Below are 24,469 nucleotides of genomic sequence, written 5' to 3' on the forward strand. Positions count from 1 at the left end.
TGGTCTTATTGGTAAAACCCTCGATCCCTCCACCCGCATAGCGGGTGGTTTTATGTTTCGCACGCTATCGCGTGCTCAACTGACTAAAGTCATAACAAAAATACCCGCCGATAACGGCGGGTATAGGTTTAGGATAGCGGCTGAGCAACGGGCTGCCCATCCTTCCATGTATAAGGTACGGATTTTACAGGGACATAATAGGATTCTTGCTCCAGGAACACCCGTAAATCCTCTCCTTCTTGAGGGTCGGAATCGTTCTTCTGGATCGCCTGCATAATATCAAATGCATAATCGGCGTACACCGTTCCCTCTTCATCCATCATAAAGGCCATCTCCTGACCCGAGTATACACTCATCAATGTAATGGATTTGGCATCGGTCTTGGACAGGTCCACTGCCGTATACCCTGGGTAGAGGGCTTCTCCTGCAGGGAGAGCATTGTCATGCGCCATTTTGTACAAATTCACGGCTCTCTGAACGTCATTCACCTTCTGGGCCGTGGTTAAGTCCATCACCTTCACGGTTGGCTCGGTTTCCTCATTAATAATGAGAAAATATCCGCTGCCGCCCTTCTCAAATGCCGTATCCGGAATTTGGTCGATGTATCCCCGGTTCTTCAGCTGATCCATATCGACCCGGTATTTCTCATACCGCGGAATTTCCGGACCCGCTGTAATTATCGGCAAGATTCCCTGTTCTTTATAAAAGTCATCTACAGCCGATTGTATCCGTTTGACACTTTCTCTATATGAAACCTTGTTCTCCTGCAATTTCTCGTCAGGATAAAGACATCCTGTCAGCAACATCGGAAACAGCACCAGGATTAAGACTGCAGACGTCCGCTTCGAACGGCCTGCCGCTTGGGTCATCCAAGTGATCATACTCAACTAACATCATCCTCGCTTTAAATAAAGTCATCGGACTCCCGGTTTCTCGCAGCTTCCAGCTGTTTGCGTATCGCAGCTTTGAGCGGATCCTCGGGAATCATTACCTTAATGTGATTCGTAATTCTCGTCTGGCAGGATAGCCGGTAGCCTTGTTCAATCATCGATGTCCCCAGCTTCCTGATTTCCTTGGGCTCAGGCGCAGAGCAATGATCGCGTTCCTCGCTCGGAACGATGATCTTGCACATCAAACAACCGGCTTTGCCTCCGCAACGGGTAGGAATACGCACACCCGCCCGACGCGAGGCATCCAGAACATTCGTGTGCGGACGAACCTTGACCTTTTTCTGATCCGGCTGAAATAATACCTCGTAGTCCAAAGGTAACGCGCTCCTTTTCTTATGTACACATTCTGCTAAGCTCCCTGGCCATTTTTCACAGCACTTCGGTTACAATCCAGTTAATCGGTTCAAAACCATTCGATGCCCCCCATGCAGATGGTTCCGGCTTAACAACTGCTGCAGAAGCGGCATATGACGGTCCATGTCCCGCCGGATCGCTTCCCCAATGGCGACGTATCGATCCGGCCTGTCTCGAAGCACATTAAACACCAGTTCATGGGATAACGGCATCAGGCGCACCGTGACGTCCTGTATATGACTCTCTAGTGCTGCAGGATACAGCAATTGATCGATCTCAACGCAGTAGGAGGACCCGTTTGAATTCACTTCAAATCCGCCTACCAGTTCAATCGGGACTTTCTCTATTTCATAATGGCTCAGTATCGAGGAATATATCCCTTCTTGGTCTAAGTGGGGAGCATCCATGGCCATAGAAGCCAGCGACTCATGCAAAGGCTGTACACCCCCTGCATCGGTATAGATATCGATATCTCTCGGCGGCTTGTCCAATGTTACATCCTGAAGAAGCAAGCCGCAGCTTCCACCTAGCAGCCAAGCAATAGGCGCCTGATTCATCTTATGAATGGCGGTAGCTAACACATTCTCCAATTCCGGCAGATCATTCAGCGTCATGCTGCACCCCTTTACCGTAGCGTCCAGATCGGCTTCCTTCGTTATATGATGGAGGCCAGTCCAATAATAAAACCGAAAATCATCATCATAAAGGCTACGAACGACAGTGCCCCGCGCAGAAAACCCTTGGTCTTGCTTCGCGCAAGCGTAACCACGATGACCGATAGTGCCATAATCAATAATGCGACTAGGGACAGCCACATCTTTTGCATTGGATCCATGTCACGAAACTCTCCAATCTCTCATCAATTTCAACCTATTATATCACGAAAATGATAGCGCCTCACCTCAGGTATGTCGAAAAAAAGAACAAAAGCCGCTATCCCATCAGGAGCGTCTTTTGTTCAACATTATCATCGTATCTTATTTGTTCATCATCATTTTCATCAAGGCTTCCATATTGCTCGGATTCATGCCACTCTTCTTCACCGCACCGACAATCTCCTGGATCGTGTCCTCACTAACAGGTATGTTCGCCATCGAAGATACCTGCTTGATCAGCTGGCGGAGCTGGGCTTCATTTTGCATTGTAGACGGTTTAACCGTGCTAGCCAGCTTATTGACAGCCCCTGAAGAAATTTTCTTGCCGCTTTTCTTGTTAATCGCGCTCAGTACATCCTTGTGAAAGCTTTTGCTCATATCCACCCCTCCTCCGACATCCTCACATCAATATATGAGTCAATCATCGAAATGGTGAATAAGCTAAGTGTGCCATTGCTCCCAAGTTTCAAGCGGCATCAATTCCATCTCGGTCTTGGGGTCCCGGCCCATCAAGGCTTCAACGGCAATGCGGGGATTGCGGTCTTTAAACAACACATGGTACAGCTGATCGGCAATCGGCATTTGTACGCCGTATTTCTCGGAGATGGCATGTGCGGCTTGGGTCGTTCGAATGCCTTCCACAACCATTCCCATGGAACCCAGAACCTCGTCTAACTTCTTACCCTGACCCAGCATCGAGCCAGCTCGCCAATTTCGGCTATGCTGGCTGGTGGCGGTAACCACGAGGTCACCGATCCCGGCCAGCCCGGCAAATGTCAGCGGATTCGCGCCCATTTCCATGCCGATTCGCAAAATTTCTGCCAAACCTCTCGTAATAAGCGCTGCCTTGGCATTATCACCGAAGCCCAGTCCGTCGGACATCCCGGCGCCCAAAGCTATGATATTCTTCAAGGCCCCGGCCAGCTCAACACCAATCATATCCCGATTCGTGTACACTCTGAAATATGTGTTCATAAACAAATCCTGAGCGGCTACAGCCGCCTCGGCATCCAAAGACGCCACAACGACCGTTGTCGGGCAGCGTCTGACCACTTCCTCCGCATGGCTGGGTCCTGATAATACTACCACGCGGCCTTCCTCACAGCCAAGCTCCTCGGATATGACGGTGGACATCCGCTTCAAGGATTCAATTTCAAATCCTTTGGTCGCATGAATCACCAGCATGTCCTCGGTCCAAAACTGCTTCAGCTGCCCCGACACTTCCCGCATCGCGGACGAAGGTGCAACGATAACCACAGCAGCAGCCGACGAGACAGCCTCTTTCATATCGGTTGTAGCGCGGATATTCGGTGACAACTCCACCCCGGGTAAATAACGGTTGTTGGTATGGGACTCGTTGATTTCACGAGTCTGTTCCTCTGTTCTTGTCCAGACGACAACATCCAGATTATTAGAAGCGAGAACACTTGCCAAAGCGGTTCCCCAACTGCCTGCCACCAGAACAGCAACTTTGTCAGACAACGCGCTTCCCTCCTTTGCCCTGTCCTTTTCCTGAACCCAGCTTGTTTTCACGCCCCTGCACAAGCTTCACGATGTTCGAGCGATGCCGCCAGAAGGCGAATACACATATGATGAAGCTCGTCCAAAAGATTGGCCACGAATAATCCGCTATCAATAGAAAAACAGGGGTAAGCACTACAAAAATAAGGGAACCCAAAGATACATAACGGGTAAAAACAATGGATAGAATTGCGATAATGCCTGCTATAACCGCTGGTATAAAGCAAAGCGTAGCAAGCACCCCAATGGCGGTTGCAATCCCTTTGCCGCCTCGAAAGCGGAAGTATAGAGGCCAATTATGACCGATAATGGCCGCAATACCGCACAATCCCGGCAGCCACGCATTGTCCCCCCCAAGCCATCGTCCGATCCAAACCGCAGCGATGCCCTTAATTACATCCAAGACCAATACAAGTATCGCAGGTCCCTTTCCCAGGACGCGAAGGGTATTGGTTGCCCCAGCGTTGCCGCTGCCATGCTGACGAATGTCAATCCCTTTCAGGATTTTGGCAAACAGTACGCTAAAGCTTACCGAACCGAGTAAATAACACACTACTATCGCTACGATCTCCAAAATCAAGCTATTCTCCCCTAACTCTCATCAGACTTTCTTCGAGTAAATATCCTGATGGGTGTACCTTCAAAGTCAAACGCGGCCCGAATCTTGTTCTCAAGGTAACGCTCATATGAGAAGTGCATCAATTCAGGATCGTTGACGAATACGACCATGGTCGGCGGCTTAACCGCAACCTGTGTTGAGTAGTTAATACGCAATCTTCTTCCCTTATCCGTTGGAGGCGGATTGATGGCAATCGCATCGGATATGACATCGTTAAGGAGGTGTGTCTGTATGCGAAGTGAATGCTGATCGGCCACATGCTTAACGACAGGGAGCAGCTTTTGCAAGCGCTGCTTCGTTTTGGCCGACAAGAACACAACCGGCGCGTAGGTCATGAACAAGAAATGATCCCGAATCTTTTTCTCGAACTGCTGCATCGTTTTGTCCTCTTTCTCGACCATATCCCATTTGTTCACAACGAACAACGATGCTTTACCGGCCTCATAGGCGTAACCGGCAATATGCTTGTCCTGTTCGATGATGCCTTCTTCCCCGTTTATGAGGACGAGAACAACATCTGCACGCTCGATGGCGCGCATGGCACGCATGACGCTGTATTTCTCTGTGGTCTCATAGACTTTCCCGCGTTTGCGCATGCCTGCCGTATCGATGAGCACATACCGCTGCCCATCCTTCTCGAACGGCGTGTCGATCGCATCGCGTGTAGTGCCGGCAACGTCACTGACAATGACACGCTCTTCTCCCAAAATGGCATTAACTAGGGAGGACTTGCCCACATTCGGTCTGCCAATCAGGGCAACTCGAATAACATCCTCGTCATATCCATCGTCTTCCAGCTCAGGCAGATTCTCAACTACAACGTCCAGCAGGTCGCCAATCCCTGTGCCGTGACTGCCCGATATTCCGACAGGATCGCCAAATCCGAGGGAATAGAACTCATAGATATCATCAACGCGCTTCAAATTATCCACTTTGTTTACACTTAGAATGACAGGTTTACCTGAACGGAACAGAATCTGTGCAACTTCCTCGTCCGATTGGGTAACCCCTGCCTTTGCATCGCACATAAATACGATGACGTCTGCTTCTTCAATTGCAAGCTCGGCCTGCATGCGTATGGATTTCAATATCATGTCATCGCCATCAATTTCAATACCGCCGGTATCAATGACACTGAACGCTTTACCATTCCATTCGGCACTACCGTAAATCCGGTCACGGGTAATACCCGGTTTATCTTCAACGATGGCTAATCTGTCGCCAATCAATCGGTTAAATATAGTCGATTTACCGACGTTAGGCCGTCCAACGATAGCCACTACGGGTCTTGCCATAGTCACTCCTCCTGTCAATTCTTACGATTATCATCATAGCAAAAAACGTTACAATTGGCTAACCTTTCATCTTTATTTCTATTATGCTCTTCCCCATGTTACAACATCCGCAAACGTTCGTCCCCTAAAAAAACAAATGGCGAACCCAGATTTCTGGGTTCGCCGACTTCGTTATGATAGGTCAATAGACCGAACAAAACTGTTCCCGGGCTTACTTGAATTTGCTCAGCTTATCGCCGAAACGCTCTCCAAGCGTAACGCTCATGCCTTGATTGTTCAAAGAAACGTTCGGATTGTCTTTCAGGTCGATTTTAGGACCTTTGGACGGTTTTTCAGCTCGAGGAGCTTGAGCTGGTGCTTCTTCCGTTTCTTTGATGCTCAGGCTGATACGTTGCTCAGAAGTGTTGATATCAAGCACTTTAACCTGAACTTCTTGGCCTTCTTTCAATACTTCTTGCGGTGTACCGATATGCTTGTGAGAGATTTGGGAGATATGAACCAAACCTTCAACACCTGGTGCCAGTTCAACGAAAGCTCCGAAATTAACCAAACGTTTAACAACGCCAGTTACGATGTCGCCAGTGTTGAATTGCTCGCCAGCTGTTTCCCAAGGACCTGGAGCCGCTGCTTTGATACTGAGGCTGATTTTTCCTTTTTCAGGATCCACTTTCAGTACCTTCACACGCACTTGATCGCCTTCGGACAATACATCAGCAGGCTTGTCGACGTGGCTCCAAGCGATCTCGGATACGTGAACCAATCCGTCTACGCCGCCAACATCAACAAATGCGCCGAATTGCGTAAGGCGTTGTACTGTACCTTCCAGCACTTGGCCATCTTGAAGCTCGGACATCACTTTTTGTTTGTTAGCTTCGAACTCTTCTTCCAGAACATCCTTCTGGGAAAGAATCACTTTGTTGTTCTCGCGGTCCAATTCCTTCACTTTCACGCGAAGCGTGCGGCCTTTGTAGTCGCTGAAGTCTTCAACGAAATGACGCTCTACCATGGATGCAGGAATAAATCCGCGTGCACCAACATCAGTTACGAGTCCGCCTTTAACCACGTCAGCCACCGTTACTTCGAATACGTCCTGATCCGCAAAATGCTTCTCAAGCTCTTCCCATGAATTCTCGGTGTCGATCGCGCGCTTGGAAAGAACCAGGCTTTCCTTATCGTCGTTAATGCTAACGACTTTGCACTCTACCTCTTGGCCAACCTGAACCGCATCAGATGCGTTATCAAGTTGTACAGAAGACAGTTCGCGAACAGGAATTACGCCGTCATATTTATATCCAATGCTTACATAAGCTTGGTTGTCCTCCAGTTTGACGATCGTCCCTTTCACGGTGTCCCCTTTTTTCAAGGATACGATTTGGTCCAGCTGCTCTTGGTTTTCAGCAGCCTCTTGATTTCTTGTTTCTTCCGACATGTCAAATAACCTCCTCAATTCAAACCCCATTTATTTAAACTCGCATTGGCGAAGTTCAAAACATAATTGCTGTAGTATCTTTCCAATCTTCCCATGCTTTTTATGCATGAAGCGAATAAATCAGTTCATGGTTGGTTTGCCGCTTGCGCGCATTTCGTGAATCTTGGCCATGATCAACTCGGTTGCCGCATCCAGAGCTTCCGGTGACTTGTCACCTTCAAACTGAGATAGATCCACAGGTGCACCATAAATGATCTTCACTTTGCGAAAAAGCTTGTAATCTCCAATGATAGCAGCCGGTATGACCGTCGCCCCGCTGCGGAGAGCGAAGCTTGCCGCACCCCGTTTGGCCGCCGTTGAATCGGAATTACGCGTCCCCTCAGGGAAAATGCCCATGATCTCACCCGTGCGCAATATCGTGAGCGCGGTTTTGATCGAATCTTTACTTACTCCGCCACGCTTGACCGGAAATGCTCCAAGCTGACGAACCAGCCATCCGAACACCGGGATGTTGAACAGTTCCGCTTTGGCCATGAACTTAACCTGGCGCTTGACGTGAATGCCGACAGATATCGGATCTCGAATGCTAATATGATTGCTGCAGATTAGCACGCCGCCTTCTGAAGGTATGTTATGTACGCCGACAGATTCGAATCTGTAGAGAATAGCGAACAAACCGCGGACCACCGCTCTGCAAAAAATATAAATCATGCCCATTTCTCCCCATCCCACTTAAGTTTCGCAATATGAAAGAATTGCTTCCACAACCTGGTTGATATCCATATGTGTCGTATCCAGTATGATGGCATCCTCTGCGCATCGGAGCGGCGACACTTCACGTTCCTGGTCAAGCCTGTCACGATCTGCGATATCTCTTTCCAGTTGTTCCAGCGATATACCTTCATCACTCAACTCATTGAAGCGGCGGAGAGCACGTTCCTCGACACTGGCCGTCATGAAAATCTTCACCTCGGCATCCGGCAAAACCGTTGTGCCGATGTCACGTCCATCCATGACAACGCCCTTGTCTTGTGCCATTTGCTGCTGTAAACGGACAAGCTTTATCCGCAAACCCTCGATTCGTGCATATTGGGATACCACTGCACTAACCTGATGTGAACGAATATATGGTGTGACGTCTTCCCCGTTCAGCCAGACCATTTGACCATGTTCATGCGGTTTTAATTCAATCACCATGTTTTGTGCGTGTTGAAGCACTTTTTCGGGATTTCCTGGAGAAATCCCTTGGTTCAGCATGAACCAGGTGACTGCCCTGTACATGGCTCCGGTATCCACGTAGATGTAATGGAGCCTGCTGGCTACCATACGCGCTACGGTGCTTTTACCCGCGCCTGCCGGACCGTCGATGGCAATATTAATTCTGTCGCGATAACCTGTCCCCTGCGTAACCAACGGGGCATTCCTCCTCAAACATATACCTCGAAATCGAAAGGGCTTACCATCCGTTACGGACGGGATCACCGTTTCTCTAGTGAAAACTTATAAGAAAGCGCGGATGAAACAAAGGCGCAATCTTATATTTCAAGAAAAAAGCAGGCGCCCGCCTGCGACGTGAAAATTATACCACACTAGCTAGAGTGATGCAAAAGAGAAGGGGTGTTTTCCCCCATCCAATCGTTTACATTTGGCTCGTTAACGGGAACACCCTCCATCTGCTGAATGGGCGAAATATAGGGCCGGCTAGGCTCATAATGTAATAGCAGCTGGGTGATCACCAGGGCAAGTACAAGCCAGATCAGCAGCTTAAGCAGCATGATTCCATATCGGTCATGCAGAGCTTGTCCCTTCTCTTCATGCTTAACTTCCAGTCTTGTTTTTTCAAGCAGACGGTCTTGATCGTTTACTACTTCTGACATGGCAGACAGCCCCTCCGGGACAATTTTTTCGGATAGTGTGCCACCGGCATGTCCTATTTATGCATTAACGATTGCGAAAATCAAACTGTCTCTCAAAACAATAACGAATCAGCTTCTGGCGCTCCATATCTGCGATCTGACTAAACTTCAGCATCACGATGCGTCGATTGGTAGGCAGCTCCTTCACCCTCACAACCTCGCCTTCAAACGGAACATGCTCCACGGATCCGTTCTTAAACGGGATGAGTATCCAGCATGTCAGTATACTCCCTTCCGCAATCGTATGATCCGGCTGCAGATAAAAGGATACGCCACCGCCGCCGACATCATCGGTTTTGGCTAAAAACTGGGTGCCATCTTTGGTCATGACTGCTACCTCGAGCTCGGCTTGCACCCTTAGGAAGCTTCTTCTCTGTACCTTCGTAATTTGATCCTGCTCCGGCTTCTTGATCCGAACCAGACGGATAATATCCTCATGGTGACTCAGGACGTAGGAATTGAAGAAATTCTTAACTCCCCCTTCCGTTAAAAAATAAGCGGACAGCTCGTCCCCGATGTATAGCTTTTTCAGCTTGCCTGTTCCTTCTTGCAGCGGAACCTCCATATACATCGATTCGTCATCCATGTCGGAGATGCGGGATTTATATACAATATTGGCTTCCTTCTCATCCCCCGTATCCAACTGGATATAAAGGATGTCGTTAATCTTTGGATACAATGCGCTCACCCACTAATTCATCATAATCATTATTTTCCATTATATCATGGGATGCCGCGGTCCATAGGACAAAATCTTCAAATTAAGGTCGAATCCTGTCTAACCTTGGGAAACATGGGACTCTCCCCACTCTTTCAGCTCCTTCATCCAAGCAAAAAGCCGATTCAGGTTATCTCCTGAACCGGCTTCAATCGCGCAATACTTTGATTATCTAATTCCTGCCTGTGCATCCTTGACGACCTCAACCGTTTCCTCAAGGCCGGTATCCGAATTAATGTAAATTCGGTATTGGGACCCATTGATTCGCCCGCCGAACTCATAACACAGAACATCCTCGGAGCGATCGTTTTTGATTAAGGCCTTACGGTGATAGAGCACTTTGAACTCAGGATTCAAGACCTTCTCCGCTTCGGCAAGACTAAGTTTCGGCTGCGGGATTTCTCGCTTGATTTGATGCTCGTACACAAAGTCGCTGGCCTGGAATCCAATGACATCCCCATTATCCAGAGCCGAACGAACGGTAATTTTTTCAGGGTAAATCAGCACGCCGTCCTCTTCGCGGACAAAGGAGAAGTTGGCCAGGTTGTCATATTGGTCCGCCGAAACAACCGTCATGTCGGAATAGCCTTTTTTTGTCAGGAATTGCTGGGCTTTGTCGATAGCATTTTGAACGGACACTTTCTTCGCACCAACATTCCGCTCATCTGTATAAGAGATCAGCTGTCCGCCTTTTTCGGTAAAGTCCATGCTGAGCATATGACCCTTCGGATGTTGCACCTTCGCCGTATAAGATACCCACTCGGTGCCACTGCCGTTCTTCGTCACTTGTACTTTGGCATTATTACCCACATCGGAGAACTTCAGCGCTTTACGCTTCACATCCGCTTCCGATATCGGCATACCCGCCAATTGCTTCACAGAACGGCGGTCATAAATGCTGCTTACCGATGGTCCCCAGTCAAGCTCAGGGTAGGACTCCACCTTTTTATCCACCGTTTTGAAGCCGTCAATAATGGAGTTGTCCTGGACTTTATTCGTAGCCAGAGCCGTCTCTACATCCATCCAGCGCAAACTGTTTGCGATAACCTTATTCTGCACATGCTGCAAATCCTTCGTAATTTCACCGGAGTTGGCGTACAAGGATTTCAACGTTTTGACTTCACCCTCACTGAGCGGCTCCTTCGTTAAATCGCGTACACCTGTTTTGTAAGCAAAATTCGAAATTCGGGAAAGGAACTCTTCCGTCTTGTTGAAAGGAAGGAGCGTAAGCGGCAGCTGGCTGATCTCATTCTGAGCCTGGCTGGTTAGGCGCCATACATTCATCAAGCCCTTCCGGTGCATCCCTTGGGAGGTAGAACTTACCGCAAGCGTATTACCGAGCTCGGCATGAATCCTGTCCATATTGTAAGACAAGTCATGGAATGCCCGTTGGTATTGGTTCTCCGCATTAATCAATATGGCGTTTTTCTCTTTATTCTCTTGATAACCCCATACCAGAGCCCCGATCAATAAAATTGTGGCCACAGGAAACAGAATAGCGCTTAATCGTTTGTACATGATGCTTATAGTCTCCTTTCTTCTACTCACTGCCGTTAGTTTGACTAGAAGAAAGAAGTCTTATGCATATCTGTATAATTCCTTCATCCTTTAGAAATCTTCCTCAATATCGAAGTGATCGCGATTGTTGCACAGACACTGCTTAAATCCAGTTTCGATCCGGCCCTGCTCCTTTTTTCCCCGCAGCACAAAACGTTCACCGCAATCCTTACAAAGAATTTTCACTTTTACACGCAAAAAAAGACACCTCCCTTTCTATGATTCCCTGGCTGTCAACCGAGGTCTATAGAAAGAAGTGTGCCCTGATTTGTTAAGTGTTAACCTCTTCCTCCCGCTTGATGAAACGAAAAGGAGAACGGTTGTTAGCTCTAGAGATTTTGCCCATGCCGCCATACCATAGCAGCACCATAAGCGGTACGATAAACCATACCCATGTGTGGGTCAGCAGATTCAGAATCAGGTCGTACAGACCATGCCACATCCAAGGCAGGAACAAGGATAGAACGAGAAAGAACCTTCTTCGTTTCCCTTCCGTGAACCTCGCATGTCCCATGTAGTATCCCATGATGACACCAAACATCGCATGCCCCGAAACGGGCAGCAGGGCTCGCAAGAACATCGGACCAAAGGCTGCCTGGCTGTACCAGGCGTAAAGCAAGTTCTCTACCGTAGCAAATCCCAGCGATATCGCCACTGCATAAAGGATGCCGTCATAAGGCTCGTCAAATTCCGTATGGTTAAAAATAATATGGTACATCACGAACCATTTCAGAAATTCCTCAACGCCCGCCGAAACGAACAATGAGTTGACTACCGGATTGTCGCCAAGCCATAGTATCATTCCCCGCTGCAAAATCATAACCGGGAAAACGATCAGAACCCCTAGCATGAACACCTTGATCACCATGTGCAGGGGCTCTTGATCATACCTATCTTTCAGGTAAAAATACGTGAGCAATGCGAGTCCCGGCGCCAAAGCTGACGCAATTACCGAGAACACCAGCACTAAAATTCCCCTTCCGTTAGTTGCGGGCCTGAAGTCCGGCACGCACGCCCACCTTGATTAATGCTGACGCTGGAAGTGTGTACAGATAACCTCAATCGCTTGCTGAGGCATGACTTTCTTCCCGTATTCCTCCAGCATAGCCTCCGTTACTGAGGAGGATTCACCGAATTCAGCCAGCATCGCAATCACTGCCGGCAGCTTCTCGCTATCCAATTCCTCAGGATCGAAGTACAAAAACCATCTATCCATATAGTGATAGAGCTTACCCGCTCCGCCTACAAGATCCTTCAACATATGCGATGCTTCAATGAGCACTTCAAAATCTTGAAAAACATAGACGATAGTATCACTTTGATCCAGCGTTACTTCCATTTCATAAATCTCGTCCGGCATATCTTCTTCGGACAAGCCGCCGAAATGATGATCGTATTTCCCTCTCGTCACAATAACCACCATGCCCTGGGCAGGCAGTGCAAACACCTCAACAGCAAGAGGTCCGGTGGCATCAAATCCGAGTTCACTGTATGCCTGATCCATCATCTCCGTAAACAGGTCATAAACTTTCGGTATTTCCTGCCACATCTCTTCCTTCTGGATCCCTCGCTCACTCAGATCGTCAAACGTGAGGAAAATCCGTATCTTATCTTGACTCAAACGCTCTATTTTCATGACAGGATCCTCCTTACGTAAACAAAAGTTTATAACAAATTATGATGTCTGGATTATGACGTGATAAAAATGGTTTTATATAATTGATTTTATCATTTAATAACCACAAATGCACGCAAATATGTAGCTGAAGAAAAAAGAATCATTCACAGGGATTCATGTGGCCGCTCCCCGTGAATGATTCAAAATGGTTCATGCCGTTTACAAACCCGGTATGACGGTGTGGGTCTCTTTCAAAATCTGTTCGACTTCGTTCTTGACATCAGGGTTGTTTCGGATGAAATCCTTGACTTGTTTCAGGTTGGCAGCCTTCGAATGAGTCGATGTCTGTACCCCTGCAGTTCCATTGGAATGAGTGGAATCATGTCGGCCTGAACTGGGAGACACGCTTTCTTGGCTCGAGCCAGAGTACTTCTGGCTCTTAGTGCCCTGAATTTTACTCATCGCGGTATCCGCAAATCGGCCAAGATTCCCATCTTTCATCATCGAGGAGAAAAGTCTGCTGTTATTCCGGGAAATGATTCGGCATGCAACGGCACCGATAATGACACCATATAGAAATGACGAAGTCTTCACACATGATACCTCCTTCTATGATAAACTCGAGATTATTGTTCTCGCACCGCCAGAAACTCATGCTACATAAATACAGGAAAGTGAGATGGAATCATGGTTAGAAAACGAACAGCACTTCTGCTGGCTTGCTGCCTTATGCTCAGCGCATGCGGCAACAACGGAATGGATCAGAAGCAAAGCACGGCCACGGAAGTCGGTAATGACAGAGCAGCGCAGCAAAATGAAACCTCTGGAGCAGTGCCCACTCCGAAAGAAGGTACCGAGAAGACAACTGAAACAAACAAGCCTGAAGCCGAGCCTGACGTGGATAAATCCGCGGACCCATCAGATGGAACCGACAAGAGTCCCGATGCCGAGGCACCGATTGAACCGAAGTATCACATGAATAAGGTGTATCGCATCGTCCCCAATGATGAGTCCGTCCCCGAAAAAGTAGTGCTGCTCACGTTTGATGACGGCCCAAAGGACGAAACCATGATCAACCAAATGATCGACACGCTGGACAAACATGATGCCAAAGCGATTTTCTTCGTCAATGGATACCGTGCGAAGGCGCATCCAGAGCTGTTGAAACTGATCCATGACCGCGGTCAAATCATTGGGAATCATTCCTGGGATCATATCGACCTAAAAAAAGAAACCAAACAGACAGTGAAGAAACAGATTGGGGATGTGCAGCAAATCGTTAAGGAAGCGACCGGATCGGAACCGAAGTTTTTCCGTCCTCCGTTCGGCTCCGGCGGAGATACTGTAAAGGAAGTTGCCCTGAATCATGACCTGCTGTTCATGACCTGGTCCAACGGTTCGCTCGATTGGGAAAGCAAAAATAAAAACAAACCCGATGCCGTAGTCAGTAATGTGCTGGAACAGCTTCACCCTGGCAGCAACATTCTGATGCATGAGCTTCCGTGGACCGTAGAGGCCCTCGATACCTTACTGACCAAGCTTGAAGCCAAAGGGTATGGCTTCGTGGATCCGCAATTCATCGAACCTAAAATAAGATAATCCGAGAAAACACAAAAACCTTAATTCTGCCGTCACCATCTGACGATCGAATTAAGGTTTTTTGCGTAGTGTAATCACATGATATTCTGCGGGACATTGCAAGCGCAACGGGATATGCGAAGTGCCGAATCCCCGGCTGATCAGCATCCTGGAAGAATGCTTGGTTTCACCCGCCTTTCTCGGCAGCGTATACCATCCGGATCTAAACTTCTTGTAGAAACGTGTCAATCGAACGGCTCCTGCAACTGGCAGTACAATCTGCCCCCCATGGGTATGTCCCGCCAGCACGAGATCCCCATGCACCGCATCCTTGTCTTTGACCCATATTGGATCATGCACCAGAATAATGTGATACTGGTCTTCGGCTGCATTCCCCCGAAATCTTGTATACGGGTGCTTCCGGCTTGCCGGCTGCCTTACCCCGCTGAGAACCATAAGCTCGTTACTGCGCTTTAACGTAACGGTCTTGTCATTCAGCAGAGTAACGCCGCTCTCCCGTAATACTTTACGGACGGCGTCCTTGCCTGCATTCAAATCATGATTCCCCAAGACGGCATACACGGGTGCGATACGGACCAGCACCGACATATTATGCCTCATACGCTGAAGGGGCACGCCTCTTTCCGTAATATCTCCACCAAGCAATACGCAATCCACCGATGATAGATTGGATAATAGCTTTTCTTCTGATAATTGTCTGCGATGTATATCGGTAATGAACAATATCCGAAACCCGTCAAACGAGTGAGGGACACGTTCGGATACCACTTCTTCTTCACGCACCCGATAGCCCCTGGCTTCAGCCCTCATCCAGCCGATAGCGCCTGCACCAAGCGCCGCAGCACCTGCTATCCACATCAACACACTCATAATAACTCCTTTAATGGAGGCGCTCCGATAAGTCCCCACCACAGAAGACCCACCATTAACAATATGAAAATGACGATCAATGAGTTCACAAACCATTTGCTCATTCTTACGCGATACGAGGAATATGTATTCGTTCGTTTAGGAGCAGACGCTTCTTCCTCTGCTTGACGCTGGCGGGACCGGGTCGATCTGGAACGACTCAATCCATCCCCTATGCTGCTTCTCTGGTGCTTTTGTTCCACGGAACTTGTGGAGGGTGGCGATTTAGATCGACTCGATGTTTCATCTGCTTGTCGCGATTTCGCTGCCGCTCTTTTTTCTGATTGAGCCGTTGACGTGTTCTTGCGGCTTTTTTTTCGGCTCTGATGTCGCTGCATTCTGCTAAGTTCGTTCATGTTACTCTTTCCTCCGAAACCGAATCAACATTCCTGATATGAAATCAATCAGAAAATGGCACAGGATGGGCGCCCAAATGGTACCCGTTTGAATATAAACATAACCCAGACCGTAACTGCTCAAGAAAACCCATCCGGTTGGAAGCCAATGTTTTAAATATCTGACATGAATAAGTGCGAACAAGATACTAGTCCAATATGGTCCGAACGCATGCTGGATGGCTCCTCGAAACAATAACTCCTCGCAGATGGATACGATCAGAGCTATAACAAAAATATGCCAAACCGGCCTTTTCCGGAACAACATTTCATTGATTCCGCCATCGTCCATACTATCCTCTGACACAAACCGGGATAATACAAAATCCACGACCAACATTGCTGCAGCAAGTCCGAGCCCCCAATATACAAACTCGATATCCTTCGGAATGATAAAGAGCCCAAACGGATTCCTCTGCTGAAACAGGATCCAGATCAAACCTGCAATTAGCGTCAATGCTTGGGTAAGATACAGATTAATAAGCAGCAGCCGATCATTTAATTGATGGGCCTCGATTCTTTTTACGCGTATTTTAAATTTTTTCATAGAAGATGGGCCTGTCTTTCATCTTGATTTTTAAAGATTATTTTCGTGGACAACCATAGTAATATCAGAATAATTCAATCATAGGCGGGCATATGCATCATAGCAAATTAACGGCATGACATTCAAGGCTAACCCTTGATTCTTCCCCTACTATAAGGCCTATGGACGGAATAAACACCTATTGACACAATGTTAGAGCCATGATACATTATGAAAAAATTAATCTGTGAAAACCGATGATGGAAAAGAGAAGCTGTAACGTCCTCAGAGAGCCGATGGTTGGTGTAAATCGGTGGCGTAAAAGTATTCTTAAGCGTTCCTGAGATATTTCGCTGAAACTTGAAGTAGGCGCAAATCGGATGATATCCGTTACCAATCATGGTCTGAACAGACCGCTTGAGGCTGCCGCATCTTGGTAGCGAATAAGGGTGGCACCACGAATAACTCTCGTCCCTTACTACGGAGGTAGTATGCGGATTGGGAGTTTTTTTATGTTCCTGTCTCTTTGCCACGACACCGCGTCAAACCTGTATAGACCTCTTGCAGCTCTATTGGAATCTTTGGTGTATAACGGAATACGCCCAGCGTAATCCTTATTCAATATTGCAATACCGCAATTTATAGAGGATTTTAAGGAGGAAGAGAAACCATGTTTAAAGTATTGGTATCGGATCCGATCAGTGATTTGGGGATCCAGCAATTAATGGATGCCGCCGATGTGCAGGTAGACAAAAAAACGGGGCTTAATGAAGATGAGCTCACTGCCATTATCGGTGAATATGACGGGCTCCTCGTACGGAGTCAGACACGTGTGACAGAACGCATTATGAATGCAGGAACCAATCTCAAGGTTGTCGGCCGTGCTGGTGTTGGCGTTGACAATATCGATCTTGAAGCCGCTACGAAACGCGGGATCGTTGTTATTAATGCGCCTGACGGTAACACGATTACCACTGCAGAGCATACATTTGCCATGATGATTGCCCTCGCCCGCCACATCCCGCAGGCCTATGCCAAGACGGTAGGTGGATCTTGGGACCGCAAATCCTTCCTCGGCGTTGAGCTGCGCAACAAAACGCTGGGCGTTATGGGAATGGGAAGGATCGGCAGCGAGGTAGCTAAACGCGCCAAGGCTTTCGGCATGAACATCCTTGCCTTCGATCCGTTCTTGACGGAAGAGCGTGCGGACAAACTGGGCGTGACACTCTCCTCGGTAGATAACATTATCCGCAGCGCAGACTTCATTACGGTCCATACTCCGCTTACGCCGGAAACCCGCCATATGATCGCAAGACCGCAATTCGAAGTCATGAAGCGCGGCATGCGCATCGTGAACTGCGCCCGTGGCGGCATTATTGACGAACGTGCCCTCGTGGAAGCCATCGATGAAGGCATTGTTGCCGGAGCCGCATTTGACGTGTTTGAACATGAGCCGCCTGAAAGCGATCATCCGTTCCTGAACCATCCAAAGGTTATTGTAACCCCGCATTTGGGTGCATCTACCGTTGAGGCTCAGGAGAACGTGGCGATTGATGTATCGGAACAAGTGCTTCATATCCTGCGCAACGAGCCGTTTAAGAATGCGGTCAACTTCCCGCTTGTAGCGGCTAGCGTGATGAACAAGCTGCAGCCATACTTCTCGCTCGGCGAGAAACTGGGCAGTGTAGCTGCTCAGATCACCGCACACGCGGTGAAGGAGATTCACGTTGACTATGCAGGCGAGCTGGCTGAAGTCGATACGCAAGCACTGACCCGATACATCGTGAAGGGTGTGCTGGAACGCCATCTCGGAAGCGAAGTGAATATTGTAAACTCCATGCATTTGGCGAAGAGCCGTGATCTGCACGTCGTTGTGTCCCAGACACCAAAAACCAAAGACTTTACCAACCTCGTTACCGTTACGCTTAAAACGCAAAACGGTTTGGAGCGAATTGTTGCAGGTACCCTCCTGCTGGGTTACGGCGAACGGATCGTCCGTCTGGATAAATTCCCGGTCGATATCTCTCCGGAAGGTCATCTGATTCTGATCTCCCATAACGACAAACCGGGCCTTATCGGTCGTGTCGGAACGCTGCTCGGCGAGAACGATGTCAACATCGCCTCCATGCAGGTTGGACGTAAAGTCATCGGCGGGGAAGCCATCATGCTTCTGACGGTGGATAAAGACGTTCCTAAGGACGTTCTGATCAAGCTTACCGGGCTGCCGGAACTGAACACCGCGCAGCAAATCGCGCTGGGCTAAATCCAGGCCAGTTTAAGATATAAGGGGTTAATCATTGTTCCACGTAGAACAAGATTAACCTCTTAATTTCAACAAAAAAACACGCTCCCTGTGAGCGTGTTTTGTCTTTTGTGGAGACATTCCCTAAGATTCTGCCGATTTTGTTGGAATGATCATCGTAAACACCGTTCCTTCGCCTACTTCACTTGTTGCGTTAATCGTACCATGATGCGCAATCACGATATTTTTCACGATAGCGAGGCCTATGCCGGTTCCCACCGTCTCCCCCCGCACACGCGCTTTATCGGCCTTGTAGAATCGCTCAAAAACAAAAGGCAGATCCTCAGGCGGAATACCGACGCCTTGGTCGCTAATCTTCACCTGGAGAGCCTCTGTGTTCGATACGGTAATCCGATCCGCAATGATTCGAATCTGCTTGCCTGAAGGCGTATGACGAAAAGCGTTGTCCAGCAGATTGGTCAGTACCTGTTCTAGCTTATCTTCATCCGCCGCTTCAAGCAGAAGATTCGAGTGAAGTTTATTAAGCTGAAGATCAATACCCCGCTCCTTGGCTCTAACAGTAAACTTCCGATATACCCTTTCACACAATTCACCTGCATCCATCTTCCGCAGGGACAGCTCTGCATGCCCCGCTTCCATACGGGTTAAATCAAGCAGATCCTTCACCAGTCGGCCCATACGAAGCGATTCCTCATGAATTACCTGTATCAATTCTCTGCTCTCTTCCGGTGAAGCTGCCATTCCGTCAAGCAGCGCTTCACTGTAGCCCTGCATCATGGACAGCGGTGTACGGATTTCATGCGACACGTTGGCGATGAAATCCGTACGCATTTTCTCCAGCGTAACTTGCTCGGTAATATCTCTTAACACGACAACGGCTCCGCGGATCACCTCATCCGAATATAAGGGAGCCATATGGGCTGACCATATTCCCTGCTTCACATGCAGGTCAGCGCTTTGGTCTTTTCCTTCGTTCACGGTGGCATAATAAAGCTCACTGAGCGGTTTTGGCATGACATCGGCCGCCCAGCCTCCGCCCTGCAGCTCATCATCCCATTGCAGCCCTTTCCAGGTTTTCATGATTTCCTGCCCTGGCGGGTTCACCAAAATGACCTGACCATGATTATCAAAAGTAATCACCGCGTCGCTCATGCTTCTCAGCACACTGGATAGATGCTCCTTCTCATGGTTCAAATTGCGGATATTCGTTTCCAGCTCTGCTGCCATATGGTTGAACGTATTGGCCAGCTCGCCAATCTCATCACTGGTTACCAAATTTAATCGCGTGCCATACTTCCCTTTACGGATGTCATTGGCTGCCTCAATGAGCTGCTGCATGGGCTGGGTAATCTTCGTTAACAGAAACAACCCGAAAAAGGTGGTCATCGAAAAACCAATAATGGCCACATAAGTAAATAAACGTTTGATGGCATCCGAATTCGCAAACGTGGTATCGATATAGGGGAGCAAAAATAATCCGAGCGTCAGCAGTACGCACGCGACTAAACAGGTTATCGTAATCCACAACTTGCCGACGAGTGATCTCCAGAAACTCACGTTACTTCGGTACCTCCAGCTTGTAGCCTACTCCCCATACGGTCGTAATCATCGCTGCGGATTCTGCGGATACCTTATTTAACTTCTCGCGCAGCCGCTTTACGTGGGTATCGACGGTGCGAAGATCGCCGAAAAATTCATAATTCCATACGTCCTTAAGCAGTTCTTCGCGCGAGAATACTTTGTCCGGGGACGAGGCTAGGTAGTGCAGAAGCTCATACTCCTTCGGCGTCAAGCTGATTTCATGCCCTCCGGCCGTCACGCGGTGAGCATCATGTTCAATGATCAAATGCGGAAAAACAATGCTGTTGCTTGGGTTCGGTTCCTTGCTCAAATAGGCCGTAGCGGACGAGCGGCGTAAAATCGCTTTAACACGATAGATCACCTCGCGCGGACTGAACGGCTTCACAACATAATCGTCGGCCCCCACTTCAAATCCCTGTACGCGATTGATCTCCTCACCCTTGGCAGTCAGCATGAGAATAGGCGTAGACTTTACCTGACGGAGACGTGTGCACACTTCGACACCATCCATCCCGGGCAGCATCACATCCAGAATAACGAGCCCGTAATCTTCGGAACTTGCTTTGCGAAGAGCAGTTTCTCCATCTTCCGCCTCTTCGATTTCATACCCTTCCTTCTCCAAATACATTTTTAACAATCGGCGAATTCGTTCTTCATCATCAACAACTAGTATGCGATTTCCGTGCTCTGACATTGGCAGCCAACTCCTTCATTTTTATAGGGAAAATCAGAAGTGGCCCTCTTGATTAAGAAAGGGCCCTTCTGATTGATCATTCACTGCTATTCGATTTACATTAATCGGTTCCCGCATAGGAATGCAGACCCGCGATTATCAAGTTGACGCCGACCAGCGTAAACATGACCACGATAAAGCCGATAACGGACAGCCAGGACGAATATTTACCCTGCCAGCCGCGCGATAGCCGGAGATGAAGGTACACGCTGTAGAACAACCATGTAATAAGCGCCCATACTTCCTTCGGATCCCAGCCCCAGAACCGGCCCCAGGCAATTTCTGCCCAGATCATGGCGAATATGAGACCTCCCAGTGTAAATACCGGGAACCCAATCGCAATGGCTCGATAACTGATTTCATCCAGATCGTCCGGATCCAATCTATTAAGGGCAGGCTGAATGAACTTGGCCAGCGGCTTGCGCAGGATAAGGCGGAGCAATCCGTACAGGATCAACCCCGTGATCAGCGACCATATCACCGTATTCAGCTTACGTCCAGCGTTCACGCCGTGCATCCAGGACGGAGCTTCCATGAGTGGAGATTTCATGCCCAAGAAGGACTGCATGCTCTCCGTTTCGCTTTTATAAGGTGCGACAAGCGGTGGCATGTTATATTCCACTTTTACTATTGTACTATTTTCTGTCTTCGGGTCAACCAAAGTCTGGTTAAATTCAGCCTGATATCCGCTCGCACGGAAGCTGTATACCGACAAAATAAATCCGATCAGGATCACGATGGCAAACATGCAGAGTTCAAGCCAGCGCTGTTCCTTGCGCGCGCCTTTGTCTGTTCCGCTAAAGTTAACGGTACGGAGCAAGTGCATCAGGCCGGCGATAAAACCGACCGCAAAAAATGCATCGCCCAGCGCAGCCAAGGTTACGTGAATCCCCAGCCAATAGGACTGAAGCGAAGGAATCAGCGGCTGCACCTCCTGCGGAAATACAGCAGCATACGCCATGATCAGAATAGCCAGCGGCAGTGCAAACAATCCGAGCAGCGATTTTTTGTAGATAAAATAAAGTACGAGGAAGGCAATCATGATTGCCATCGACAAGAAGGTCATAAACTCATACATGTTGCTGACAGGCACATGTCCAGAGCCCGCCCATCTCGTAAAGAAGTACAGCAGATGTCCGATCAAACCGATCGATGCCGTCACAAATGCAATCTTCCCCCATTTAGCCAAATGGGCTTCCGGGTCCCGCTTGCGGAACCGTCGTCCCATCACGGCAAGTCCATACATAATAAATGCCGCACAATACAAGGTAAAAGCAACGATAAATGCGTTGCCGCTAAAATCAATTAGATTCATGCTTAGTCCCCCCGTTATTCTCCAATGACTTTTCATCGACTTCGATATTCATTTGCTTGAGGATCGCGGAGATCTCCTTGCGAAGCCCAAACCAGTTCTTGTTCGTATGTGCGCCAAGGGTCAGCGTTTGGTTATCAATACGCAGCCAGATCCGGCGATGGGTGAAATAAAAGCCCATGATCAGGCCGAGCATACCGATAAAACAACCAATCCAAATGAACGGCATGGCTTTATCCACACGAATATTCAGATAAGTCGTAGATTCCGAAAAGTCCACATCGTCCATGCTCCGTACATCCAGTTGTACGAGCGCTTCCCCACCCGCCAGCTGTGCATTGATCGCTTCCTGATTAAAGCGTTCCTTGTCAATCTGTTTAGGGAAGTAGAAGTATTGAATGCCTTCCTTTGGCAGTTCAGGTCCCTTAATCAGAAATAAGAATGCAGGCGCATTCGGGTTAGGTGACAGGTTTACCGGTTTGCCGTTATCGCCAAGTCCAAAATCGGTAAAGGATTGTGTAAGCGTTAACGTATATTCTCCCGCCTGATACTCTCTTTGAGGATCGTCGATCGACAAGGTGATTTTGCCGTATTCCTTCCCGCTCTTACTGTTAATCAGCACCGGCGAAACCGAACGGAGAATCGGGGTCAGATCATAATCGAATTGATAAGCTTTTAACCCTTTGTAATTAAGAGGATGATTCACCTCGATGTTATGGCGTGTCAATTCCACGAGCTGAGGTTTTTTATCAAAATCGTCGCAATTGGCCTCGCACATATACAGGATCGCCTGGGTTTGGAACTCCTTCGGCAGTACTTTATTCTTGCCTTTGAATTCCTCAGGCATATCGTCCTCGGTGTAGAACTCCACCTTAAAGCCATCGTTCAATAAATAGTAACTGGTGTTCTTGATGTGCACCGGTTCATCTTGAGGGAAAGCCATGTGCTCGTCCATATGCAGTCCGGGAAGATTCCGTCCAAGAACTGCAAGCAGGAAAACAATCAGACCGATATGAAGAACATAGGGGCCCCAGCGGCTGAACCGCTGCTTCTCTGCCAGTAGGGTTCCGCCATCCGTTCGCACTCGGTAACCCTTCTTCTTAATGATTGGCTTCACCCGTTCAACCCAGTCGGCACCGTCTTCATCAACATGCCCTTGGTATACCACCTTCTGGCGGGTAAGGAAGGACATGTGCTTCGGAATCCGCTGTCTGCTGAGCGCTTTGTACAGGGGCAGGACCCGGTCAAGACTGCAAATGACAAGCGATGCGCCGATCATGACAAGCAGCAGCACGAACCACCATGACGTGTATGTATGAGACAGCCCGAGCAAGTAATAAATATGCCCCAGCTGTCCGTACTCCTCTTTGTAATAAACTGAGGGGTCAATATTAAGGAATGTACTTTCCTGCGGAAAGATGGTCCCCAGCGAGGAGCCGATCAAGGTAAGCAATATCAGATATATTGCTACCTTTACCGAAGAGAAGAAATTCCATACCCGATCGATCATACCGGGGTTTTCTTTCTGTGATCGACGAGCAACGCCGTCATACCGCATTTCCAGAATCGGCTGGGCCTCCGCTTCCTCGGTCAGCGGCTTCCCGCAAGCCTCGCAGAGGACCGTCCCCGTTGGATTCTGGTGTCCACAATCACACTTCGTGTTCTGGATCAAAGGCTTGGAACCTTGACTCATTTCGCATTCACCAACTGTTCAATTTGTTTATCAAGGGTGTTCAAATCCAGTTCGCCTATACGAATATGGTCAATCTTGCCAGAGGCCGTAACAAAAAAGGTGGTTGGCATGGGCCCAACCCCATAGCTGGCAACAGCATTCCGTTTCGGATCCATCAGTATGGGGAACTTCACGCCGGTTTGAGCAACGAAATTCTCAACGGTCATTTTGTTCTCTCCCACATTAATTCCGATGATCTCAACGCCTTGACTGCTCCATTTCTCCCACTGAGCTTGTAGAGCCGGCATTTCCCGCACGCATGGCGGACAGTAGGTGCCCCAGAAATTAATCACCCTGGCCTTACCCTCGTATTCACTCATGGTATGTACGCCGCCATCCATGCCTAGAAGTTCAAAATCCGCTGCCTTTTGACCCACTTTGGGAACCTCATCAGAGCCGAATACAACGGTTGCAACGGCGTACACTCCGATCAGGATAATGGCAAGCAGAATCACAATCTGTACGCTTTTCTTTGATTTGCCCATAAAGCAGCAGCTTCCTTTCTATGACATTCATCATATCGTATACTACGGGTGTGAACATCCTATGAACAATTATAACGAAATT

28 protein-coding genes and 1 other annotated feature are annotated in these 24,469 nt (G+C 48.5%); of the genes, 2 read left to right on the forward strand and 26 right to left on the reverse strand.

Annotated elements, in window-relative coordinates; translation table 11 throughout:
* Positions 1-128: 128 nt before the first annotated feature.
* The 18 genes from ACOZB4_RS33010 to ACOZB4_RS33095 form a co-directional block, all read right to left on the reverse strand.
* Positions 129-881, reverse strand: coding sequence for a hypothetical protein (locus tag ACOZB4_RS33010; protein WP_379416183.1), 753 nt, complete (start codon positions 879-881; stop codon positions 129-131).
* Positions 882-904: 23 nt separating this feature from the next.
* Positions 905-1,264: a 2Fe-2S iron-sulfur cluster-binding protein gene (locus tag ACOZB4_RS33015; protein WP_071223933.1), complete on the reverse strand. Its 360-nt coding sequence runs from the start codon at positions 1,262-1,264 to the stop codon at positions 905-907.
* A 69-nt stretch (positions 1,265-1,333) separates the two neighbouring features.
* Complete coding sequence (locus ACOZB4_RS33020; protein ID WP_379416116.1) at positions 1,334-1,918, reverse strand: hypothetical protein; 585 nt, start codon at positions 1,916-1,918, stop codon at positions 1,334-1,336.
* Between the two features lie 41 nt (positions 1,919-1,959).
* Positions 1,960-2,139, reverse strand: coding sequence for a DUF2768 family protein (locus ACOZB4_RS33025; protein ID WP_071223929.1), 180 nt, complete (start codon positions 2,137-2,139; stop codon positions 1,960-1,962).
* A 142-nt stretch (positions 2,140-2,281) separates the two neighbouring features.
* Positions 2,282-2,557 carry a stage VI sporulation protein F gene (locus tag ACOZB4_RS33030; protein WP_076320957.1) on the reverse strand — a complete coding sequence of 92 codons (276 nt, stop codon included), beginning with the start codon at positions 2,555-2,557 and terminating at the stop codon, positions 2,282-2,284.
* A 63-nt stretch (positions 2,558-2,620) separates the two neighbouring features.
* Entirely contained in the window at positions 2,621-3,661 is a 1,041-nt protein-coding gene (locus ACOZB4_RS33035; RefSeq protein ID WP_076320956.1) for an NAD(P)H-dependent glycerol-3-phosphate dehydrogenase, read from the reverse strand.
* Positions 3,654-4,280, reverse strand: coding sequence for a glycerol-3-phosphate 1-O-acyltransferase PlsY (plsY, locus tag ACOZB4_RS33040; protein ID WP_379416120.1), 627 nt, complete (start codon positions 4,278-4,280; stop codon positions 3,654-3,656). Before plsY ends, ACOZB4_RS33035 begins: the two co-directional genes overlap by 8 nt.
* Positions 4,281-4,291: 11 nt before the next feature.
* Positions 4,292-5,614 (reverse strand): ribosome biogenesis GTPase Der, encoded by a 1,323-nt coding sequence (der, locus tag ACOZB4_RS33045; protein WP_379416122.1) that lies wholly within the window; start codon positions 5,612-5,614, stop codon positions 4,292-4,294.
* Positions 5,615-5,825: 211 nt separating this feature from the next.
* Positions 5,826-7,043 carry a 30S ribosomal protein S1 gene (gene rpsA, locus ACOZB4_RS33050; RefSeq protein ID WP_379416124.1) on the reverse strand — a complete coding sequence of 406 codons (1,218 nt, stop codon included), beginning with the start codon at positions 7,041-7,043 and terminating at the stop codon, positions 5,826-5,828.
* A gap of 120 nt (positions 7,044-7,163) precedes the next feature.
* Positions 7,164-7,754 carry a lysophospholipid acyltransferase family protein gene (locus ACOZB4_RS33055; protein ID WP_076320952.1) on the reverse strand — a complete coding sequence of 197 codons (591 nt, stop codon included), beginning with the start codon at positions 7,752-7,754 and terminating at the stop codon, positions 7,164-7,166.
* A gap of 21 nt (positions 7,755-7,775) precedes the next feature.
* On the reverse strand, positions 7,776-8,456 hold the full coding sequence (cmk, locus tag ACOZB4_RS33060) for a (d)CMP kinase (protein ID WP_379416127.1): 681 nt from the start codon (positions 8,454-8,456) through the stop codon (positions 7,776-7,778).
* Positions 8,457-8,632: 176 nt separating this feature from the next.
* Positions 8,633-8,920 (reverse strand): DUF5359 family protein, encoded by a 288-nt coding sequence (locus ACOZB4_RS33065; protein WP_076320950.1) that lies wholly within the window; start codon positions 8,918-8,920, stop codon positions 8,633-8,635.
* A 64-nt stretch (positions 8,921-8,984) separates the two neighbouring features.
* Positions 8,985-9,647, reverse strand: coding sequence for a flagellar brake protein (locus ACOZB4_RS33070; protein ID WP_076320949.1), 663 nt, complete (start codon positions 9,645-9,647; stop codon positions 8,985-8,987).
* A gap of 198 nt (positions 9,648-9,845) precedes the next feature.
* A complete protein-coding gene (gene ypeB, locus ACOZB4_RS33075; protein WP_339272147.1) occupies positions 9,846-11,195 on the reverse strand; it encodes a germination protein YpeB in 1,350 nt (449 codons plus the stop codon).
* Positions 11,196-11,285: 90 nt separating this feature from the next.
* Positions 11,286-11,432: a hypothetical protein gene (locus ACOZB4_RS33080; RefSeq protein WP_009595221.1), complete on the reverse strand. Its 147-nt coding sequence runs from the start codon at positions 11,430-11,432 to the stop codon at positions 11,286-11,288.
* Between the two features lie 73 nt (positions 11,433-11,505).
* Positions 11,506-12,201 carry a glutamic-type intramembrane protease PrsW gene (gene prsW, locus ACOZB4_RS33085; RefSeq protein ID WP_076320947.1) on the reverse strand — a complete coding sequence of 232 codons (696 nt, stop codon included), beginning with the start codon at positions 12,199-12,201 and terminating at the stop codon, positions 11,506-11,508.
* A 57-nt stretch (positions 12,202-12,258) separates the two neighbouring features.
* Positions 12,259-12,870, reverse strand: coding sequence for a genetic competence negative regulator (locus ACOZB4_RS33090; protein WP_076320946.1), 612 nt, complete (start codon positions 12,868-12,870; stop codon positions 12,259-12,261).
* Between the two features lie 201 nt (positions 12,871-13,071).
* Positions 13,072-13,446, reverse strand: a complete 375-nt coding sequence (locus tag ACOZB4_RS33095) for a hypothetical protein (protein WP_379416131.1) — start codon at positions 13,444-13,446, stop codon at positions 13,072-13,074.
* A 93-nt stretch (positions 13,447-13,539) separates the two neighbouring features.
* Between ACOZB4_RS33095 and ACOZB4_RS33100 the strand changes: the two genes are divergently transcribed.
* Positions 13,540-14,451 carry a polysaccharide deacetylase family protein gene (locus tag ACOZB4_RS33100; RefSeq protein ID WP_379416133.1) on the forward strand — a complete coding sequence of 304 codons (912 nt, stop codon included), beginning with the start codon at positions 13,540-13,542 and terminating at the stop codon, positions 14,449-14,451.
* Positions 14,452-14,502: 51 nt separating this feature from the next.
* Here the strand turns inward: ACOZB4_RS33100 and ACOZB4_RS33105 are convergent, their stop codons facing one another.
* The 3 genes from ACOZB4_RS33105 to ACOZB4_RS33115 form a co-directional block, all read right to left on the reverse strand.
* Complete coding sequence (locus tag ACOZB4_RS33105; RefSeq protein WP_379416135.1) at positions 14,503-15,321, reverse strand: metallophosphoesterase; 819 nt, start codon at positions 15,319-15,321, stop codon at positions 14,503-14,505.
* Positions 15,318-15,524, reverse strand: a complete 207-nt coding sequence (locus ACOZB4_RS33110) for a hypothetical protein (protein ID WP_379416137.1) — start codon at positions 15,522-15,524, stop codon at positions 15,318-15,320. Before ACOZB4_RS33110 ends, ACOZB4_RS33105 begins: the two co-directional genes overlap by 4 nt.
* Before the next feature lie 193 nt (positions 15,525-15,717).
* On the reverse strand, positions 15,718-16,302 hold the full coding sequence (locus ACOZB4_RS33115; RefSeq protein WP_076320941.1) for a CPBP family intramembrane glutamic endopeptidase: 585 nt from the start codon (positions 16,300-16,302) through the stop codon (positions 15,718-15,720).
* 227 nt (positions 16,303-16,529) lie between these two features.
* Positions 16,530-16,760: a binding site (T-box leader), on the forward strand.
* A 191-nt stretch (positions 16,761-16,951) separates the two neighbouring features.
* Between ACOZB4_RS33115 and serA the strand changes: the two genes are divergently transcribed.
* On the forward strand, positions 16,952-18,544 hold the full coding sequence (gene serA / locus ACOZB4_RS33120) for a phosphoglycerate dehydrogenase (protein ID WP_076320940.1): 1,593 nt from the start codon (positions 16,952-16,954) through the stop codon (positions 18,542-18,544).
* Positions 18,545-18,667: 123 nt separating this feature from the next.
* On the opposite strand, the gene ACOZB4_RS33125 is transcribed toward serA, so the two are convergent.
* The 5 genes from ACOZB4_RS33125 to ACOZB4_RS33145 all read right to left on the reverse strand — a co-directional run bounded on the left by ACOZB4_RS33125 (position 18,668) and on the right by ACOZB4_RS33145 (position 24,387).
* A complete protein-coding gene (locus ACOZB4_RS33125; RefSeq protein ID WP_076320939.1) occupies positions 18,668-20,101 on the reverse strand; it encodes an ATP-binding protein in 1,434 nt (477 codons plus the stop codon).
* A 1-nt stretch (position 20,102) separates the two neighbouring features.
* Positions 20,103-20,819, reverse strand: a complete 717-nt coding sequence (locus ACOZB4_RS33130) for a response regulator transcription factor (protein ID WP_009595176.1) — start codon at positions 20,817-20,819, stop codon at positions 20,103-20,105.
* A 100-nt stretch (positions 20,820-20,919) separates the two neighbouring features.
* On the reverse strand, positions 20,920-22,173 hold the full coding sequence (ccsB, locus tag ACOZB4_RS33135) for a c-type cytochrome biogenesis protein CcsB (RefSeq protein WP_379416144.1): 1,254 nt from the start codon (positions 22,171-22,173) through the stop codon (positions 20,920-20,922).
* Positions 22,160-23,863, reverse strand: a complete 1,704-nt coding sequence (gene resB / locus ACOZB4_RS33140; RefSeq protein ID WP_379416146.1) for a cytochrome c biogenesis protein ResB — start codon at positions 23,861-23,863, stop codon at positions 22,160-22,162. Before resB ends, ccsB begins: the two co-directional genes overlap by 14 nt.
* Positions 23,860-24,387: a redoxin domain-containing protein gene (locus ACOZB4_RS33145; RefSeq protein ID WP_076320936.1), complete on the reverse strand. Its 528-nt coding sequence runs from the start codon at positions 24,385-24,387 to the stop codon at positions 23,860-23,862. Before ACOZB4_RS33145 ends, resB begins: the two co-directional genes overlap by 4 nt.
* Positions 24,388-24,469: the final 82 nt, after the last annotated feature.

It is taken from the genome of Paenibacillus sp. NPDC058898, assembly GCF_049316025.1.
Taxonomy (GTDB): domain Bacteria; phylum Bacillota; class Bacilli; order Paenibacillales; family Paenibacillaceae; genus Paenibacillus_AQ.